The sequence below is a fragment of the Luteibacter rhizovicinus genome (assembly GCF_004342265.1).
Taxonomy (GTDB): domain Bacteria; phylum Pseudomonadota; class Gammaproteobacteria; order Xanthomonadales; family Rhodanobacteraceae; genus Luteibacter; species Luteibacter rhizovicinus_B.
The window spans coordinates 92844-111868 of record NZ_SMCS01000003.1; the positions used below are offsets into that span (position 1 = coordinate 92844).

Here is a 19025-nt window from a genome sequence, read left to right on the forward strand (position 1 = left end):
AAGGGGTGTGGCTTCAGGCTGCGGACGCCAATGGTGCCAGAGCCGCGAGCGTTTCGCGCAATCGGGATAGTGCCGGACCCGACTCGAGCTCGATCAGCGGCAGCCTCGGCGCCGCCGATCCCAGCCCCAGGGCGGCCAGACCGGCCTTCACGGGGATGGGATTGGGAGCACAGTTCAGCGCGTCGATCAGTGGAGCCAGACGCCCGACCAGCCGGGCTGTGCGATCGGCGTCGCCGGAACGGGCCACGTCGCACAACTGCCGGAAAGCTTCGGGTACCAGGTTGGCCACCACCGAGATGGTGCCAGCGGCGCCGGCTAGCATGGCCTGGTGGGCCGAACCGTCGTCACCGCTGAGATAGACGAAATCTTCGCGCACAAGTTCCGCCGTGGCGCGAATGCGTTCCGCGTCGCCCCTGGCCTCCTTGATGCCGACGATCGCCGGATGGTCGCGCAGCACCGCGGTGGTTTCCGGCGCGATGTCGCAGCCGGTGCGCGGCGGCACGTTATAGAGAATGACCGGAAGCCCGCCCTCGTCGGCCACCGCGAGGAAATGCCGGCGCATGCCTTCCTGGGTGGGACGGACGTAGAAGGGGGCCACGACCAGCGCGACATCGGCACCCAGATCGCGGGCACGCTGCGTCATCGCGACGGTTTTCGCGGTACCGGCTTCACCCGTACCCGCGATGACCGGGATACGGCCCGCGACGCGCTCGACGGCGAAGACCAGCAGCCGGTCGAACTCATGGTGGTCGAGAAAATGGGACTCGCCGGTAGACCCGGCGACAACGACCGCCTGCGTGCCACCGGCGATCTGCTGGTCGATGAGGCGCCCGAAGGCGTCGAGGTCCAGGCCGCCGTCATTACCGAACGGCGTGGCCAATGCACAGATACTTCCAGAGATGTTCAAGGGCTGACCCACGAGTTACGAGCCCTTCCATGTTACTTGCGGGCTCACGACGCGGGCAAGTAAGCTGAACTCCAGACGTTAAGGCCGCCCCGCGCCCCGCGGGACCGCACACAGGTAGTCCATCTTGAATCGCTCCGCGCCGCGTAACGCCACCGCCGACAACCAGTTGCTGATCCAGACGCTTTCCCCTGCCCATCGCGCCCCGTTGCTGCCGCTTGCCAAGCGCATAGCGGATTCGGGCTGCAACATGGCTGACGCACGCGTGTCCACGATCGGCAACGACACGTCGGTCATGCTGCTGGCAAGCGGATCGTGGGATGCGGTGGCGAAACTGGAGACGGCGCTCGCCAAGCTCGGCCGCGACGAAGACGTGCAGATCGTCCACTACCGCACCACGCCGCGCGAACCGACAACGCATCTGCTGCCCTATCTGGTGGAAGTCATCGCGGCCGACCGCCAGGGCATCCTGGTCAAGATCATCGAATTCTTCTCCCGCCGCGACATCAGCGTCGAGCAGCTTTCGTCGATGCGCTACCAGGCCATGCAGACGGGCGCGGACATGTTCCAGGCCCAGATCACCATCGGCATACCCGCCGAAACGCATATCGCCGCGCTGCGCGACGATTTCCTCGAACTGTGCGACGGGCTCAACCTCGACGCCATCATGGATCCGGTGAAGTTCTGAATGATCGGAATCGGTAAGAAAATACCCAATCTCACAGGCACGACGGGCGATGGCGCCACACTGAAGCTGGCAGCGCTGAAAGGCCGATGGATCGTCGTCTACTTCTACCCGAAGGACAGCACGCCCGGCTGCACGACCGAAGCGCAGGATTTTCGCGATCTGTATCCCGAATTCACTTCGCGCGGCGCGGAAGTCATCGGCGTTTCGCGCGACTCGGTACGCTCGCACGGCAACTTCGCCACGAAGCAATCCCTGCCCTTCCCGCTGATCTCCGACGCCGAAGAAACCTGGTGCCAGGCGTTCGATGTCATTCGCGAAAAAGTTCTCTACGGAAAGCGCCACATGGGCATCGTCAGGAGTACATTCCTAGTCGACCCCACCGGCAAGCTCGCCATGGAATGGCGTGGCGTCAAAGTGCCGGGCCACGCGCAACACGTACTAGAAGCCATCCCCACTGAGTGATCCCGAAGACCGTCAACGCCCTGCCCACCGTCGCGAGCCCGAAGCTCGCGACGGGCGGACGCGGGGTGTTGGCGTTTGCACGTCTCCAGCCGCCCACAGCCGGCGGCAAGGGGGGTCGCCCACGCGACCGTCAGAGCGGCCGACTGGAAAGCCGGCTATCAGCAACCTCTCAAGTGAGGTCACTTCCGCATGACCGGAAGCAAGCGCATCTACGCCCTCGACACCAACGTGCTCCTGCACGACCCGACGTCGCTGTTCCGTTTCGAGGAACACGATGTATTCATCCCCATGACGGTGCTGGAGGAACTGGACGAAAAGAAGAAAGGCGGCTCGGAAGTCTCGCGCAACGGCCGCCAGGTCAGTCGCTTCCTCAACGAACTGATCGAACGAGGTAACGGGCACGGCATCAAGGACGGCATCGAGCTGTCCAATCCGCAAGGCATCAAACTGAAACGCGGCGCGGTAGGCCGCCTTTACTTCCAGCAACGGGCAAGTCACGGCAACGGCAAGGCGGACAACCAGATTCTCGCGGCCGTCATCGACCTGCGCGACCAGTATCCCGACCGGCCGGTCATCCTCGTCACCAAGGACATCAACCTCCGGATCAAGGCGTCCATCTACGGCATCACCGCCGAAGATTACGAGAACGACCGCGCACTGGACGATTTCGCGCTGCTGTTCACCGGCTCGGACGGCTTGCCGGAAGATTTCTGGAGTCATCATCCCGAACTTCGTTCGTGGAACGAACGCGGCCGCACGTACTACGAAGTGACCATGCGCGAAGACGAGCACTGGTACGCCAACGAGTGCCTGTACATGCCCGGCGAAAACGACGTCGAACTGCGTGTGCTGGAAATCGTGGAAACGGAAGACAAGCGCACGGCAAAACTCGTACTGTTGGATGACCACACGCATACCGCGCATGGCGTCTGGGGTATCGCCGCGCGCAACCGCGAGCAGAATTTCGCCCTCAACCTGCTGATGGACCCGGACGTCGACTTCGTCACGCTGCTGGGTACGGCAGGCACCGGCAAAACCCTGCTCGCACTGGCCGCCGGCCTCGCCCAGGTCATGGATCAGCAGCGCTATCGCGAAATCATCATGACCCGCGCGACGGTGTCGGTCGGTGAGGACATCGGCTTCCTGCCCGGCACGGAGGAAGAGAAGATGACGCCCTGGATGGGCGCGCTGACCGATAACCTCGAGGTATTGGCCAATCCCGAGGAAGGCGGTTCGTGGGGCCGACAGGCTACCAACGACCTGCTCGCTTCGCGCGTGAAGATTCGCTCTCTGAACTTCATGCGTGGCCGTACTTTCCTGAGTCGTTACCTGATCATCGACGAAGCCCAGAACCTCACGCCGAAACAGATGAAAACGCTGATCACGCGCGCGGGTCCGGGGACGAAGATCGTCTGCCTCGGTAACGTGGAGCAGATCGATACGCCTTACCTGACCGAGACGACATCGGGTCTGACTTATGCCGTGGACCGGTTCAAGCTTTGGGCGCATTCGGGGCATATCACGCTGAGGCGTGGCGAGCGGTCGAGGCTTGCGGATTTTGCTTCTGAGGCGTTGTAAGGAAACCTGGAGGCGCGGGGCTTACGCCCCGCGCCGTTTGGAGATGCCATGGAGAGGCAGCCGTTTGTTTATGTGCTTGCGAGTCATCGTCGCGGCAATCTGTATGTCGGCGTGACCAGCGATCTCATCAAGCGCATCTGGCAACGTAAGAACGATGTGGTGCCAGGTTTTTCGAGTAGGCACGGCATCCACACGCTGGTGTGGTTCGAACGACACGAAACCATGGAGTCCGCGATTCTTCGCGAGAAGAATCTGAAGGGTTGGCGGCGGGTGTGGAAGATCGAGTTGGTCGAAGGCGAGAATCCGGAGTGGCGCGACCTCTATCCGGAAATCTTGTGAGGCGGTGGGGCTCGACCGATCGGTATCGCTGCGGATTCCGGCGTGCGCCGGAATGACGGTGAGGGTTAGATCGTTCGAGGGAACCCACGCCCCCTCTACGTCATTCCGGCGCACGCCGGAATCCGCAGCGACCACGCCCGAATAAGCCCCAGCCCACCCTACGGGACTCCTCCACTATCCTTACCACCCCATGACCAAACCCATCGCACTCACCATCGCCGGCTCCGACTCCGGCGGCGGGGCAGGCATTCAGGCCGACCTGAAAACCTTCCACGCCCGCGGCGTGCACGGTCTCAGTGCCATCGCCGCCATCACGTCGCAGAACACCCGCGGCGTCACGGCCGTCCATACCGTCCCGCTGGCGCACATCCGTAGCCAGCTCGATGCCGTGTTCGACGACTTCTCCATCGGTGCGGTGAAGACCGGCATGCTCGGCAGCGCGGCGGTTACCCGGCTGGTGGCGAAGGAAATGCGTCGTCGCGAACCCGCGTGGCTGGTGGTCGACCCGGTGATGATCGCCTCCAGCGGCGCGCGACTGCTGGCCGCCGACGCGATCGACGCCATGGTGAATGCGCTGATTCCGCTCGCCGATGTGCTCACGCCCAACCTGCCGGAAGCCGAAGCGCTGCTGGGCATCCCTATTCGCAAGCCCGGCGATTTCGACGCGGCCGGTGCGGCACTGCTTGCCCTCGGCGCGAAGTCCGTCCTCCTCAAAGGAGGCCACGCCAGCGGCCGGGAAGTGGTCGACCGCTTCTACGACGAGCGCGGCGTCATGACCCTCCGCCACCCCCGCTTCAAGCGCGAAGGTCACGGCAGCGGCTGCACTCTGGCCTCCGCCATCGCCGCGGAGCTGGCGAAGGGCAAGACACCCCGCGCCGCCGTGCGCGCCGCCATCGCCTATGTGCAGCGCGCCTTCGCAAATAGCTACAAACCCGGCGGCGGCGACCTGTACGTCCTCGGGCATTGACCCGGAGTATCCTAAGCCGCATCTGAAGCACGACACCCAAGAGTCTTCGCCATGAATTTCCTCGGGCCGCGATTCATCGCCCTGTACCTGCTGATCCTGTTCACGCTGTGCGTGCTGGTCATCCACCTGCGCGGACGCTCGCGGCTGCGCTTCGACCGCCAGCTGGTCGATCATTCGGCGATCTTCGCGCCGTACAACCTGCTGATGTACGCCTTCTCGGCGGTCCCCGCACGTCCGATCCTCGATCGCGCCGGCTTCCCCCAGCTCGACCTTCTGCAGCAGAACTGGCAGGCCATCCGCGAAGAGGCCATGCACCTGTTCGACGAGGGTTTCATCCGCGCCGCGGAAAAGCACAACGACGCCAGCTTCAATTCGTTCTTCAAACAGGGCTGGAAGCGCTTCTACCTGAAGTGGTACGGCGAGCCGCTCGCGTCGGCCGAGACGCTGTGCCCGAAGACGGTCGAACTCCTGAACTCGATCCCCAGCGTGAAGGCGGCGATGTTCGCGCTGCTGCCGCCGGGAAGCAAACTCAATCCGCACCGCGATCCGTTCGCCGGTTCGCTGCGTTATCACCTCGGCCTGATCACGCCGAACTCCGACGAGTGCCGCATCTTCGTCGACGGCGAGATGCATGCATGGCGCGATGGCAAGGACGTCGTATTCGACGAAACCTATGTGCACTGGGCGGAGAATCTTACCGACCAGACCCGCGTCATCCTGTTCGCCGATGTGGAACGCCCGTTGCGCAGCAGCCTGATGACACGGATAAACAAACGCGTCGGCGCCTTCATGGGTTCGATCACCGCTTCGCCGAACAGCGACGACGGCAAGGAACAGGTCGGTTTCGTCAATCGCATGTTCGCGGTCAACAAGCGCGGCCGCGAACGTAGCCGACGCTTCAAGAAGGCTTACCCGAAGCTGTTCCGCATCACCAAGTACATCGGCATCCTGCTGTTGATCTGGCTGGTCTTCCTCGCGCCCTACCCGTTCTTCCGCGGCCACTGAGCCCGTCATGGCGCGAACGGCGGCGGAACAACTTTTCCATCCGCTGCGTGCGCGCCTGACACGACTGGCGTGGCGCATGCTCGGTTCCGTGGACGACGCCGAGGACATCGTGCAGGAGGCATGGCTGCGCTGGCATACACAGGATGTCGCGAACGTCGAATCCGCCGAGGCATGGCTGGTCACCGCCACCACGCGCCTGGCACTGGATCGCCTGCGCCGCGCGAAACTCGAACGCGCGGACTATCCCGGCCGCTGGCTGGCGGAACCCTGGGTCGCGGCCAACGATGGCGTCGACGCTTCGCCCGAGGATCGCCTCGAACGCGCGGAGACCTTGTCGACCTCCTACATCGCGCTCCTGGAACGCCTGGGTGCCGAAGAACGTGCCGCGTTCCTGCTCCACGATATTTTCGATCTCGACTATCCCGCCATCGCCACGATGATCGGGCGGTCGGAGGCAGCGTGTCGACAACGCGTTCATCGCGCACGCACGCGTCTGCAAACCGAACGGGCCGGCCGTACTATCGATAACGATACCAAGCGCCGTCTGCTGGAAAGGTTCGCGGCGGCGATCGCCGATCCAACGGAAGAAACGCTGGGACGCCTGCTGGCGGACAATGCGACGCTGATCGGCGATGGCGGCGGCATCCGTCGCTCGGTGCTGCGTCCGTTGCATGGCGCCATGCGCATCCTGGCCATGTACGAACGCATCGCCGCGTTCGCACCGGGTGCGGACACAACCATCGCCGATCTGCGCGGCGAACCGGTACTGCTGACCTGGCGGGACGGCGAGCTTTACGCGGCGACATGGATCGAGTCCGACGACGAACGCATCCACTCCGTTCGCAGCGTGCTCAACCCGGAAAAGCTTCGTCGACTGGAAGCTTTCCTGCGCTCCGCGCAAAGCACATAAAAAAAGGGACGCCGAGGCGCCCCTTTCTTCAGGCACGACCGGCGATTACGCCGAAGCGCGAATGCGCTCGACCAGTGCGTCGGCGAACGTGTCCGTGGTGCCCTTGCCGCCGAGATCCGGCGTGACGCGATCGCGCGCATCGATCGTCTCGCGGATGGCGTTACGCAGACGCGTGCCCTTGGCGACCATGTCGAGGTGATCGAGCATGTCGGCGGCGGCCAGCAGCAGCGCGCAGGGATTGGCCTTCTTCTGGCCGGCGATATCGGGGGCCGAACCGTGCACCGCTTCGAAAATCGCCGCTTCGGCACCGATGTTCGCGCCCGGAGCCAGACCCAGGCCACCGACCAGACCGGCGCACAGATCGGACAGGATGTCGCCGAACAGGTTGGTCGTCACGATGACGTCGAACTGGTACGGGTTCATCACCAGCTGCATGCAGGTGTTGTCCACGATCATCTCGTTGAACTCGATGTCCGCGTATTCCTTGGCCACTTCACGCGCGACGTTCAGGAACAGGCCCGAGCTCGTCTTCATGATGTTGGCTTTGTGCACGGCCGTGATCTTCTTGCGGCCCTTGCTGCGTGCCATTTCGAACGCGTAGCGGACGATGCGCTCGCTGCCCTTGCGCGTGTTGCGGATGATCGACTGGGCGACCTGGCCGTCCTCGGACAGCGTCTGGCCTTCGGCGAGGTACGCGCCTTCGGTGTTTTCACGCACCGTGATGATGTCGATGTTCTCGTAACGCGCTTTGGTGCCCGGGAAGCTGATCGCCGGACGCACGTTGGCGTACAGGTCGAACTTGCGGCGCAGCGTGACGTTGATCGAGGTGAAGCCACCGCCGATCGGCGTGGTCAGGGGGCCCTTGAGCGCGACCTTGTGCTTCGCGATGGCGTCGACCGTGGCTTCGGGCAGGAGGTCGCCGAGCTTGTCCAGCGCGACCATGCCGGCTTCGACGTAGTCGTATACGAGACCGCAGTCGAGCGCGTCGAGGCAACGGATGGTGGCATCCATGATCTCGGGGCCGATGCCGTCGCCGGGGATAACGGCAATGGTCTTGCTCATAGGGGAACTCCTGGGAAGCTGAACGCGGGGAAGCGCGCGGAGGGGCGCGCGAGCGAGAAAAATCGCCCAATTATCGGCGATCTTGGGTTCAACTCACAAGTTTTCCCGGGGAGACTGGGGCTAGCGCCCCATCGCGCTTAAGCGTGATCCGCGCAAACCGCCGCGTCGCCCTGCCCGCCTTCCAGCGAATCGAGAAAGTCCACCGCGCGGCGCAGGTGGGGAATCACGATGGAGCCGCCGACGACGAGGCCGACGCTGAACACTTCGAAGAATTCGGCGCGGTTGACGCCCGCTTCCTTGCACTGGGCCACGTGATAGCTGATGCAGTCGTCGCAGCGCAGGACCATGGAGGCCACCAGGCCCAGCATTTCCTTCGTCTTCACATCCAGCGCGCCTTCGCGGTACGTCTGGGTATCCAGCGCGAAGAATCGGCGGACGACCTGATTGTCCTCCGCCAGGATGCGCTCGTTCATGCGCTTGCGGAAATCGGTGAACTCCGAGAGGCGGTCGTCGCTCATCAGCCGGCGACCTCGAGGATTTCCGCCAGCTTGCCGCTACGGTCCGCAGCCACCAGATCGTCGAAACCGCCAATGTGCTGGTCGTTGACGAAGATCTGCGGCACGGTACGGCGGCCGCCGCTACGGGTCAGCATCGCGTCGCGCTGCGCCGGGTCAGTGTCGATGCGCACCTCGCTCCACTCCAGCCCTTTGGACTTGAGCAGGTTCTTGGCGGCAACGCAGTACGGGCAGACAGCGGTCGAATAGATGGTGATCTCGGGGTTAGCCACAGGCTTCTCCAGATGGGACTGGTGGCCAAGATGTAGTTGCGGGCTAACTATTGCAAGCCCGAATCGCGAACCTCCGGCCGGGATGACGGTCCAAGGCCCGGGCGAAGCGGCCGGATCGCCGAACGGTCCGTGAACGGACTCGAATGCAGACACGAGTGGTATCGTCTAAGGACCTATGCGCAACGCTCTCCAACGCCTCTTTTTCACCCTGGCAGCCGCCGCCATCCCCCTCACGGCGGGAGCGCAGGATGAAGTCCGCCTGCCCGACCTCGGCAGTTCCGCCAATGCCCTGCTGAGCCCCCGCGAAGCCGACGAATACGGCGCGGGCATGCTGCGTCAGATGCACGCGCTCGACATGGTCCTAGACGACGCGCTGCTCGATCAGTACATCAACGATCTCGGTTTCCGGCTCGTCGCTTCCAGCGACAGGCCGAAGGACAAATTCTCGTTCTTCATCGTGCGGGACAACCAGATCAATGCGTTCGCGGCGCCCGGCGGCTATATCGGCGTCAATTCCGGCCTGATCGCGATTACCGACAGCGAAAGCGAGCTGGCGGGCGTCATTGCCCACGAAATCGGCCATATCACGCAGAACCATCTCTATCGCGCCTTCGAGGATTCGAAGAAGAACGGCCCGCTGATGGCCCTGATCCTGCTCGGCGCGATCGCGGCGGGCGCGGGATCGCATAGCGGCGACGCGGCGCCGGCCGTTCTGATGGGTGGACAGAGCCTGCTGATGCAGCGCTCGATCAACTTCACCCGCAAGGACGAAACCGAAGCGGACCGCGTCGGTATCCAGACGCTGGCCAATGCCGGCTTCAATCCGGAAGCCATGGCGGGCTTCTTCGAACGCATGCAGGACACGATGCGCACCGGCGCCGGCGCCAGCGAGGACGCCGTGCCGGAATTCCTCCAGACCCATCCGGTCACCATGAACCGTATCAGCGACGCCAAAGCCCGCGCCCGCGTCCTCGAAACCCAGCTGGCGCAGCGGCCCCGGCAGCCGACGCTGGACAAGGCCACCTGGGAAAAAAGCACCGCGCCGGTCATTTATGTGCAGGATCCGACGAAAATCCTGGCGGGCGGCAAGGTGGTGCAACGCAACGGCCCGGGCGATACCTACGCCCTGATGCGCGAACGGGCGCGGGTGCTCTCCGGGGACGCACTGAGGCTCGCCACGTATTACGAGCAGAACCTGAAACACAAGGATTTCGACACCGCCGCCAACCGCTACGGTTACGCCCTGTCGCTGATCCGCACCAACCGTGGCACGCAGGCCGCCGGCCAGTTGCAGCCGCTGGTGGACGCCCAGCCGGACAGCGTCGTGCTGCGCCTGGCCATGGCCGATGCCTGGGTCGACGCGGGCCGTCGCGCCGACGCCATGATCATCTACAAGCAGTTGCACGCGAATTCGCCGCAGAATCGGGCAGTCGCGCTGGGTTACGCCCAGGCACTGGTGGCCACCGGGGCCAAGGATGCCTCTCGCCAGGCCGTCGCGATGCTGAAACCCATGCTCGACAACAGCGACGACCCCGAGCTTTACCGCACTTTCGGCCGGGCCAGCGAGCTTGCCGGGGACAATATCCGCGCCTCCGAGGCCTATGCGGACAGCGCTTACCTCTCCGGCCGGCCGTTTGATGCCATGGAACAGCTGCGCCGGCTGCTCAAGCGCGACGACCTGGATTACTACCAAAGATCCCGTATACAGGCCCGGATCAGCGATCTGACGCCACTTCTACTGGAACTTCGCAAGCGTCGCATACAGACTGACGACAATCCGGACGGTCGTGGCCAGCAAGGAATGTGAGAACTGTCATTGCCATGTAACACAACCCGGCTGCAATAATACCGTCACAGCCAACGAGCCTCCCCGAGTGCATAAGCGCATCCTGATCGTCGAAGACGAGGCATCGATACGCGACATGGTCGCCTTCGCCTTACGCAAGGCTGGCATGGACGCGGCACACGCCGCCGACGCCCGCACCGCCCAGCTCGCCATTTCCGAACGGGTTCCCGACCTCATCCTGCTCGACTGGATGCTGCCGGGCACCAGCGGACTGGAACTGGCCCGCCGTCTCCGCAAGGAAGAACTCAGCCGCGAGATCCCCATCATCATGCTCACCGCCCGCGGCGAGGAGATGGATCGCGTCAATGGCCTGGAAGCCGGAGTCGACGACTACGTCATCAAACCGTTCTCCACCCGCGAACTGATCGCCCGCATCAAGGCCGTGCTCAGACGCAGCCAGGGCGACGACGGATCGGGCATGGTCGAACTCGGGGGACTGCGCATCGATGGACCTGCGCACCGCGTATTCGCGGGCGACGATGCCATCCCCATCGGTCCGACCGAATACCGCCTGCTGTTCTTTTTCATGACCCACCCGGAACGCGTCTACTCGCGCGCCCAGTTGCTCGATCATGTATGGGGCGGCAGCGTCTACGTAGAAGAGCGCACCGTGGACGTCCATATTCGTCGCCTGCGCAAGACGCTCGAGCCGTGGAAGCTCGACGACATGGTGCAGACGGTACGTGGCGCCGGCTACCGGTTTTCCGCAAGCACCTGAGTTTCGGAAAATATCGGGCTGACGGCGATGTCACGGCACGGTAAGGTGCCGTGGCCCATCCGCCTTTCGGTCATGCCCATGTCCTATCGTTTCGACAGCTCCCTGCGACTGCCCGCCCTTCTTATGGCGGCGCTTGCCGTCGGGGGTGTGGCGGGTGCGTTCGTCGACGCGCCGCTGGCGGGTGTGACCGTGGTCGCGCTGGCCGAAATCGTCGTACTGCTGTCGCGAATCCGTCATCGAAACCGGCCAATGATGGCCACGGCCCGCGCCGAGGCCGATCCGCAATATGACCGTCTCATGACCCGAACCCGCCGTATCGCCTCCCAGTTGCGCGACCTTCGCAGCGCCGCCGGCACTTTGCCGGACGCTGTGGTCCTGCTGGACCAGGCGCGCCACGTGCGCTGGTTCAACCACGCGGCGGAAGAACTGCTGGGCCTTCGCCGCCCGACCGACCGCAGCCGCGACCTGCTGGACGTGCTGCGCAATTCGGAACTGGCGGACTGGTTGACCGAAGGCGCGCGCGAACCGCTCAACGATGTCACGGCCCCCGGCCGGCCAAACCGTCATATCTCGGTCACGCTGCTGCCGTTCGGCAGCCGCCAGCGTTTGTTACTGGCCCGAGACACCAGTCATCTCACCCGGCTCGAACAGATTCGCCGCGATTTCGTGGCCAATGTTTCGCACGAGCTACGCACGCCCCTCACGGTGATTCACGGTTACCTCGAACTGCTCGATCCGGAAGACATCCCGGAACTGGCTTCGGTGATCGACGAAATGCGCATCCAGTCCAAGCGCATGGGGCAGATCGTCGAAGACCTGCTGACGCTTTCGCGCCTGGAAACCCAGGACCACGTCGCCGAAGAGCAGGTCCAGATGACGCCGTTGCTGGCCACGTTGCGCAAGGAAGCCGAAGCGCTGAGTCAGGGGCGCCACAAGATTGCACTCGAAGGTTCCATCGCGACCGACATCCTCGGTTCGCCGAAAGACCTGCACAGCGCCTTCTCCAACCTGGTGAGCAACGCGGTTCGCTATACGCCCACCGGCGGACGCATCGACATTCGCTGGGAGCGTACCGCCCATGGCGCGACCTTCTCGGTCAAGGACAGCGGCTTCGGCATTCCGGCGTCGCATATCGCCCGGCTGACCGAGCGCTTCTATCGCGTGTCCTCCAGCCGGTCGCGCGACTCGGGCGGCACGGGCCTTGGTCTTTCCATCGTCAAGCACGTACTCAACCTGCATCAGGCCCGTCTCGAGATCGACAGCGAACCCGGCCAGGGCTCCACTTTCGCCTGCGTCTTCGGCACCGAACGCCTGCTGGACCCCGAGCGCGCCCACGATCTGCACCTGCATGGCTGATTCGTGACTACGCCGTCCTTGCTGCGTTGCCACTTTCCGGCATGATGCAAACGCGCCACCATCGGCGTTTGTCACGCGGCGAAGTGGAACGAATGAGCGAGTACGTCGACCTCGGGGCCCCCGAGCTCTATCTGAACCGGGAACTGGCGGCGCTGGAATTCAACTTCCGCGTACTGGCGCAAGCCCGCGACGCCACGATTCCCGTTCTCGAGCGCCTGCGCTACCTCACCATCGTCAGCAACAACCTTGACGAATTCTTCGAGGTTCGCGTGGCCGTGCTGAAGCATCACCATGCGCTCAGCTCCGCGGCGCCCGGGCCGGACGGCATGCCGTCGGCGGAAATTCTGGCGCGCATTCGCGAGCGCACGCTGGAACTGGTTGCCGACATCTATACGACGTGGCAGGACGAACTGGGCCCCGCCCTCGCCGTCGAAGGCATCCGCTTCCTTACGCACAGCCAGTGGACCGAAAAGCAGCGGCGCTGGCTGCAGGGCTATTTCCAGAACGAGATCATGCCGGTGCTGTCGCCGCTGGGCCTCGATCCCGCGCACCCGTTTCCGCGCATTCTCAACAAGACGCTCAACGTCGCCGTGGTCCTGCAAGGCCGCGATGCCTTCGGCCGCGAAGGACATATGGCGCTGGTCCGTGCGCCGCGATCGCTGCCGCGCCTGGTTCGCCTGCCGGCGGAAGTCGCCGGGGCGGATTTCGATTTCGTATTTCTCGCCGAAGTGCTGCAAGCCTTCGCCGTCGAGATGTTCGCCGGGTTCAATGTCTGTGCGTCTTATCAGTTCCGGGTCACGCGCAACAGCGAACTGGTGGTCGAGGAAGCCGAGGTCGAAAACCTCGCCCGCGCGCTCAGCGAGGAACTGGCCGGGCGCGGGTATGCGCGCCCCGTTCGTCTCGAAGTTGGCGCGGACTGCCCGCGCTCCATCACCGACATGCTGATGGCCAACTTCCAGCTCGAAGACCAGGACATCTACCGTTGCGACGGTCCGGTGAACATCATTCGCGCAGGCATCGTCTACGACCAGATCGATCGCCCCGAACTGAAGTTCCCCCGGTTCACGCCGCGCCTGTCGCCGGTGTTCGAGAAAGAGGTCAACGAGTTCGACGTGCTCAGTACGCGCGACGTGCTGCTCCATCATCCTTACGAATCCTTCGCCTCCGTCGTCGAACTGCTGCGCCGCGCGTCGCAGGACCCGAACGTACTCGCGATCAAGCAGACGCTTTATCGTGCGGGCAAGGACTCGCCGCTGGTCGACCTGCTGGTGGACGCGGCGCGCAATGGCAAGGACGTAACCGTCGTCGTCGAACTGCGCGCGCGTTTCGACGAAGAGGCGAACATCGGCCTGGCCAATCGCCTGCAGGAAGCGGGCGTACAGGTCGTATACGGCGTCGTGGGTTACAAGACGCACGCGAAGATGCTGTTGATCGTGCGCCGCGACGGCGACGGCCTGCGTCGCTACGTCCACCTGTCGACCGGCAATTATCACCAGGGCACCAGCCGCGGCTATACCGATATCGGGCTGATGACCTCGAACCAGGAAATCGGCGAGGACATCCACAAGGTCTTCCAGCAGCTTTCGGGGCTGGGACCGATGATCCAGCTGAAACGCCTGCTGCATTCGCCGTTCACGCTGTACAGCAGCGTCATGGGCAAGATCGAGCGGGAAATCGAACACGCGAAGGCCGGACGTCCCGCGCGCATCGTCGCCAAGTTGAACGCACTCAACGAAGCGCACGTGATCGAGGCGCTTTACCGCGCGTCCAACGCCGGTGTCGATATCGAACTCATCGTACGCGGCGCCTGCACGTTGCGACCGGGTCTGCCGGGTGTGTCGGAGCGTATCCGCGTGCGCTCGATCATCGGACGTTTCCTCGAGCACAGTCGCATCTACTGGTTCGGCAACGACGGCAATCCGGAAATCTACTGCGCCAGCGCCGACTGGATGGAACGCAATCTGATGCGCCGCATCGAGATCGCCACGCCCATCCTCGACCCGGCCCTGGCGACACGCGTGTACGAAGAAACGCTGGAAAATTATCTGCGCGACAACACACAGGCCTGGATGCTGGGAGACGACGGACGCTATATCCGCCGCGTTCCCGGGAAGGGCCAGGAACCGTACAGCGCCCAGCAAGCGTTGCTTGCCAAATACATCAACTGATGAGTGCCGAATGACCCGTCGAATCCTTCTTCTCAGCGTTTCGGCGGGCGCCGGTCACGTGCGCGCCGCCGATTCACTCCACGCGACGGTCGAGGCAATGGCCGCGAACGGCGTGGACGTCACCAGCCTGCACCTCGACGCGATGGACTATGTCCCGTCGAGCTTTCGCCGGATGTACTCGGACTTCTACCTGCGCCTGATCACGAAGCACCCGCAGCTATGGGGCATGCTTTACCGCATCACGGACGACGCCCATCCCGATGCGCTCGTGCAGCGCATGCGCCGCACGATGGAGCGGCTGAACACGCGCAAGCTGCGCAAGGCGATCGCGGAATTCCGTCCCGACGCCATCGTCTGCACGCACTTCCTTCCCGCCGAAATGCTGATGCACGAAATTCGCCGCAATCGCTTCGACGTACCGGTGTGGGTACAGGTCACCGATTTCGACCTGCATCGCATGTGGGTCGTTCCGCGCATGCGCGGTTACTTCGCGGCCAACGACGAAATCGCCGCGCGCATGCACGCCGTCGGTATCGACAGGAAAAACGTGCATACCACCGGCATCCCCATCATGCCCGCCTTCTCGTCCGCGCCCGATCGTCTTGCCTGCGCAGCCGAATACGGCATCGATCCCGACCGCCCGGCGTATCTGGTAATGGGCGGCGGTGCGGGTGTCGGCGGTCTGGACGACGTGGCCGCCAGGCTTCTCGCGGTCGACGGCGACTTTCAGCTGGTCGTGCTTGCCGGACGCAACGAGGACGCGCTTGCCCGGCTGCGCACGCTTGCCGCCAAGCATCCGGGGCGGCTGTATCCGCAAGGTTTCAGCCGGCAGGTCGAGCGCTTGATGGCCTGCTGCGATCTGGCCATTACCAAGCCCGGCGGCCTGACGACATCGGAATGCCTGGCAATGGGCCTGCCAATGATCGTCAATGCACCGATCCCCGGGCAGGAAGAACGCAACGCGGATTACCTGCTTGAGCAAGGCGCCGCACTGAAGGGCATCGATGCGGAAGCGCTCGCGTGGCGCATCGCCCATCTGAACCGCAACCGGGGCCACCTGCAGGCGATGCGCGAACGCGCCCGTGCCATCGGGCGCCCCGATGCGGCGAAGGACGTGCTCAATATCGTGCTTGCGGATCTGGCGACGACCGCGTGAGGTTTCGGTTCGAACGGCCGTGGACGCTCATTGCGACGTTTGCCTTCACCCTGGTCCTCGCCTGGATGTTCGCCAATGTCGAAATCCAGATAGAAGGCGGCGCGGGCTGGGCCACCAGCCTGCCCACGTGGCGCATCGAGCGCCACTGGCTGCTGGACCTGCTGTGGGGCGGTCGCGCCATGACCGGCTACCACGCCTGGGTATTCCCGTTCATCGCGCTGTTCTTCCACTTCCCCATGGTGTTCCAGGGCCGCTGGACGTGGCGGGCCGAGGTACGGGCCATCGCCTGCGTGATGATCTTCTGGGTCACCGAAGACCTGCTGTGGTTCGTGCTGAACCCGGCCTGGGGCCTTGGGCGATTCAATCCTGTCGATGTGCCGTGGCATAAGCACTGGTGGGGCGTGGCGCCGACGGACTACTGGGTCTATGGCGCACTGGGGCTGGGGTTGTTCGTGCTTTCGGGATGGCATTCCAGACAAGAGCGCTGACCCGCTCTCCGTGGGCTGTGGGCTGTGGGCTCTATGGCTCTCTGTGGGAGCGCGCCTGCGCGCGAAAGCCCACGGAGCGAGGAAGCCTGAGGTTCTCATCGCTAGCCCACTTTCCTGGCAGCGGATGCCGCGCATAGCATCTTCGCTCCGTTGGCTTTCGCGCGCAGGCGCGCTCCCACAAAGAACGACCGAGCAACCGAGAGCACTTCGCCTTGCTCGCCCCTACAGAACACGATCTATTGCCTGCAAGCCCTCGGCACGTGCAAGAATCGCCCAAATCGAAGTCTCGGGACGGCCCATTGAGCAATGCCGGCAAATCGCAGATCAATGAAGGCGAACTGCTCGCCGCCGTCGATCTGGGCTCCAACAGCTTTCACATGGTCGTGGCCCGCTTCGAGCACGGCGAACCGCGCGTCATCGACCGCCTGCGCGATTCCGTGCGCATGGCCGTCGGATTGCGCTCCGACGGCACGCTGGACGCGGAGCACCGCGCTGCGGCGCTCGCCAGCCTCGCCCGCTTCGGCCAGCGCATCGCAGGCATCCCCGCCATGCGCGTCCGCGCGGTCGCCACCAACACGGTCCGGCGCCTCGCCTCGCCACAGGCGTTCCTGTCCGCCGCCGAAGCGGCGCTCGGCCACCCGGTCGAAATCGTCTCCGGTCGCGAAGAAGGACGCCTGATCTTCCTGGGCGCCGCGCACGACCTGCCCGCCTCGCGCGATCACCGGCTGGTGATCGATATAGGCGGCGGCAGCACCGAATTCATCATCGGCCGCGGCACCGCGCCGCTGCACACGGAAAGCGTCCAGGTCGGCTGCATCGCTTCCACCATGCGCTTCTTCCCCGGCGGAAAGATCACGCGCAAGCGCTGGCAAAAGGCACGCCGCGAAATCGGCGTGCTGCTCCAGCAGTTCGGCGAGGAATATCGCGAGGCCGGCTGGGCCGATGCCTACGGGTCGTCGGGTACGGCCAAATCGATCGGCGCCGTGGTCCGCGCCATGAAGCTTTCCGACAACGGCATCACGGCCGCCGCGCTCGCCACGGTACGCGAAGCCATCATCGAACAAGGCCAGTCCTCCACGCTCAAGCTGCCCGGACTGGCCGACGACCGCGCGGAAGTATTCGCCGGCGGTGTCGCCATCTTCGAAGCGGCCTTCGAGTCCCTTGGCATCGAACGGCTGGGCGTATCGGAAAGCTCCATGCGCGAAGGCCTGCTGTGGGATCTGATGGGTCGCGCGGTCGGTACCGATCCGCGCACGGCCAGCATCGACGCGCTCGCCAGCCGCTATGGCGTGGACCGCGCCCAGGCGCGCCGCGTGGAAACTACCGCCCTCGGATTCTTCGACCAGGTGGCGAAGGCCTGGAAACTGGACGACGACGCCCGCGAATGGCTGTCGTGGGCCGCCCGTGTCCACGAGCTGGGCCTGGCCATCGCCCACAGCCAGCATCAGCGTCACGGCGCTTACATCCTCAGGCATGCGGACCTCGCCGGCTTCTCGCGACAGGAACAGCAGTTGCTGGCGGCCATCGTCGAGTGTCATCGCCGCAAGCCGGAAAAATCCGTGCTGGCGAGTCTGCCGGTGCGTTATCGCATGCTGGCGAAGCACATTACGGCACTGCTGCGCCTGGGCGTGCTGTTCCGTCGCGCTCGCCGTGCCGAGGCGCTCCCACGCATCCGCGTCGCCGCGACACGTCAGCGCCTGCGCCTGTCGATGCCGGCCGACTGGCTCGACCAGCATCCGCTGACCGAGGCCGATCTGGAGCAGGAACGCGAACCGCTGGCCGACCTCGGATTGCAACTGGAACTTGCCACCGAGTAAGCCTCCCGCCGAGATAGGCGTATCATCGCCCGAATGTCTCGCCGTACCCGATAACGCCCATGCTTCGATACGCCCTAGCCAGCCTGCTTCTCGCCCTGCCCTTGTCGCTTGCGGCGCAGACGGCCAAACCCAACGCTCCGACGGCCGGTGCCGATCAGCATCCGCGCGTGGTCATGCATACCAGCCAGGGCGACGTCACGCTGGAGCTGTACCCGGAGAAGGCGCCCAAAAGCGTGGCGAACTTCACGCAGTACGTCCGCGACGGCTTCTACGACGGCACCGTATTCCACCGCGTGGTCGACGGTTACATGATCCAGGGCGGCCTCTACGGTCGCGACCTGACCCAGCGTCGTACGCGCGCGGCCATTCCCAGCGAAGCCGACAACGGCCTGTCGAACCTGCGCGGCACCATTGCCGTGGCTCGCGGCGCCGATCCGAACTCGGGCACCGCCCAGTTCTATATCAACCTCGTCGACAACCGTCGGCTGGACTACGTCAGCAACCAGAGCGGTCTGACCTGGGGCTTCGCGGTATTCGGCAAGGTCGTGACCGGCATGGACGTGGTCGACAAGATCGCCAAACTGCCGACGCACCCGCAGGGCCCCTTCGTCAGCGACGTACCCGATCCGCTGGTCGTCATCACCACGGCGAACGTCGTCGGCGAGGAAAAGGCCACGCCCGCTCCCACCGCCTCGGCGCCACCCGCCCCGCCCGCTCCGAAGAGCGACGCGACGAAGTCCGCGCCAGCCAAAGCGAAGCCGGCGAAGCACTGAT

The 19025-nt window shown here is 64.4% G+C and carries 19 protein-coding genes; 15 read left to right on the forward strand and 4 right to left on the reverse strand.

From position 1 onward, the window contains the following. Positions 1-13 precede the first annotated feature (13 nt). The gene (gene dapA / locus EC912_RS08880) at positions 14-907 is read right to left on the reverse strand and encodes a 4-hydroxy-tetrahydrodipicolinate synthase (RefSeq protein ID WP_132143824.1); all 894 of its coding nucleotides are present in this window, start codon (positions 905-907) and stop codon (positions 14-16) included. A 124-nt stretch (positions 908-1031) separates the two neighbouring features. On the opposite strand from dapA, the gene EC912_RS08885 reads away from it, so the two are divergent. The 7 genes from EC912_RS08885 to EC912_RS08915 all read left to right on the forward strand — a co-directional run bounded on the left by EC912_RS08885 (position 1032) and on the right by EC912_RS08915 (position 6853). Further along, positions 1032-1592, forward strand: a complete 561-nt coding sequence (locus EC912_RS08885; protein ID WP_243649204.1) for a glycine cleavage system protein R — start codon at positions 1032-1034, stop codon at positions 1590-1592. Further along, on the forward strand, positions 1593-2054 hold the full coding sequence (locus EC912_RS08890; RefSeq protein WP_132143078.1) for a peroxiredoxin: 462 nt from the start codon (positions 1593-1595) through the stop codon (positions 2052-2054). It begins immediately after the preceding gene. A gap of 189 nt (positions 2055-2243) precedes the next feature. After that, positions 2244-3632 (forward strand): PhoH family protein, encoded by a 1389-nt coding sequence (locus EC912_RS08895; protein ID WP_132143080.1) that lies wholly within the window; start codon positions 2244-2246, stop codon positions 3630-3632. Positions 3633-3680: 48 nt separating this feature from the next. Continuing rightward, positions 3681-3971, forward strand: a complete 291-nt coding sequence (locus EC912_RS08900; RefSeq protein ID WP_132143082.1) for a GIY-YIG nuclease family protein — start codon at positions 3681-3683, stop codon at positions 3969-3971. Positions 3972-4161: 190 nt separating this feature from the next. Beyond that, positions 4162-4938, forward strand: coding sequence for a bifunctional hydroxymethylpyrimidine kinase/phosphomethylpyrimidine kinase (thiD, locus tag EC912_RS08905; RefSeq protein ID WP_132143084.1), 777 nt, complete (start codon positions 4162-4164; stop codon positions 4936-4938). Positions 4939-4989: 51 nt separating this feature from the next. Beyond that, positions 4990-5943 carry an aspartyl/asparaginyl beta-hydroxylase domain-containing protein gene (locus tag EC912_RS08910; RefSeq protein ID WP_132143086.1) on the forward strand — a complete coding sequence of 318 codons (954 nt, stop codon included), beginning with the start codon at positions 4990-4992 and terminating at the stop codon, positions 5941-5943. A 7-nt stretch (positions 5944-5950) separates the two neighbouring features. Further along, positions 5951-6853, forward strand: a complete 903-nt coding sequence (locus EC912_RS08915) for a sigma-70 family RNA polymerase sigma factor (RefSeq protein WP_132143088.1) — start codon at positions 5951-5953, stop codon at positions 6851-6853. Positions 6854-6898: 45 nt separating this feature from the next. On the opposite strand, the gene EC912_RS08920 is transcribed toward EC912_RS08915, so the two are convergent. The 3 genes from EC912_RS08920 to grxC form a co-directional block, all read right to left on the reverse strand. After that, positions 6899-7915: an isocitrate dehydrogenase gene (locus EC912_RS08920; protein WP_132143090.1), complete on the reverse strand. Its 1017-nt coding sequence runs from the start codon at positions 7913-7915 to the stop codon at positions 6899-6901. 137 nt (positions 7916-8052) lie between these two features. Next, positions 8053-8433, reverse strand: coding sequence for a carboxymuconolactone decarboxylase family protein (locus tag EC912_RS08925; protein WP_132143092.1), 381 nt, complete (start codon positions 8431-8433; stop codon positions 8053-8055). Then, positions 8433-8702 (reverse strand): glutaredoxin 3, encoded by a 270-nt coding sequence (gene grxC, locus EC912_RS08930; RefSeq protein ID WP_132143094.1) that lies wholly within the window; start codon positions 8700-8702, stop codon positions 8433-8435. Before grxC ends, EC912_RS08925 begins: the two co-directional genes overlap by 1 nt. A gap of 175 nt (positions 8703-8877) precedes the next feature. On the opposite strand from grxC, the gene EC912_RS08935 reads away from it, so the two are divergent. The 8 genes from EC912_RS08935 (at position 8878) to EC912_RS08970 (ending at position 19024) form a co-directional block, all read left to right on the forward strand. Continuing rightward, positions 8878-10509 (forward strand): beta-barrel assembly-enhancing protease, encoded by a 1632-nt coding sequence (locus EC912_RS08935; protein WP_132143096.1) that lies wholly within the window; start codon positions 8878-8880, stop codon positions 10507-10509. Between the two features lie 67 nt (positions 10510-10576). Then, a complete protein-coding gene (gene phoB, locus EC912_RS08940; protein WP_132143098.1) occupies positions 10577-11266 on the forward strand; it encodes a phosphate regulon transcriptional regulator PhoB in 690 nt (229 codons plus the stop codon). A 72-nt stretch (positions 11267-11338) separates the two neighbouring features. Further along, entirely contained in the window at positions 11339-12622 is a 1284-nt protein-coding gene (gene phoR / locus EC912_RS08945) for a phosphate regulon sensor histidine kinase PhoR (protein WP_428993097.1), read from the forward strand. Between the two features lie 92 nt (positions 12623-12714). Beyond that, entirely contained in the window at positions 12715-14790 is a 2076-nt protein-coding gene (ppk1, locus tag EC912_RS08950; protein ID WP_132143100.1) for a polyphosphate kinase 1, read from the forward strand. Positions 14791-14800: 10 nt separating this feature from the next. Beyond that, on the forward strand, positions 14801-15946 hold the full coding sequence (locus EC912_RS08955; protein WP_132143102.1) for an MGDG synthase family glycosyltransferase: 1146 nt from the start codon (positions 14801-14803) through the stop codon (positions 15944-15946). Continuing rightward, entirely contained in the window at positions 15943-16434 is a 492-nt protein-coding gene (locus EC912_RS08960; RefSeq protein WP_132143104.1) for a hypothetical protein, read from the forward strand. Before EC912_RS08955 ends, EC912_RS08960 begins: the two co-directional genes overlap by 4 nt. Positions 16435-16733: 299 nt before the next feature. Next, on the forward strand, positions 16734-18251 hold the full coding sequence (locus EC912_RS08965) for a Ppx/GppA phosphatase family protein (RefSeq protein ID WP_132143106.1): 1518 nt from the start codon (positions 16734-16736) through the stop codon (positions 18249-18251). A gap of 59 nt (positions 18252-18310) precedes the next feature. After that, entirely contained in the window at positions 18311-19024 is a 714-nt protein-coding gene (locus EC912_RS08970) for a peptidylprolyl isomerase (protein ID WP_132143108.1), read from the forward strand. Position 19025: the final 1 nt, after the last annotated feature.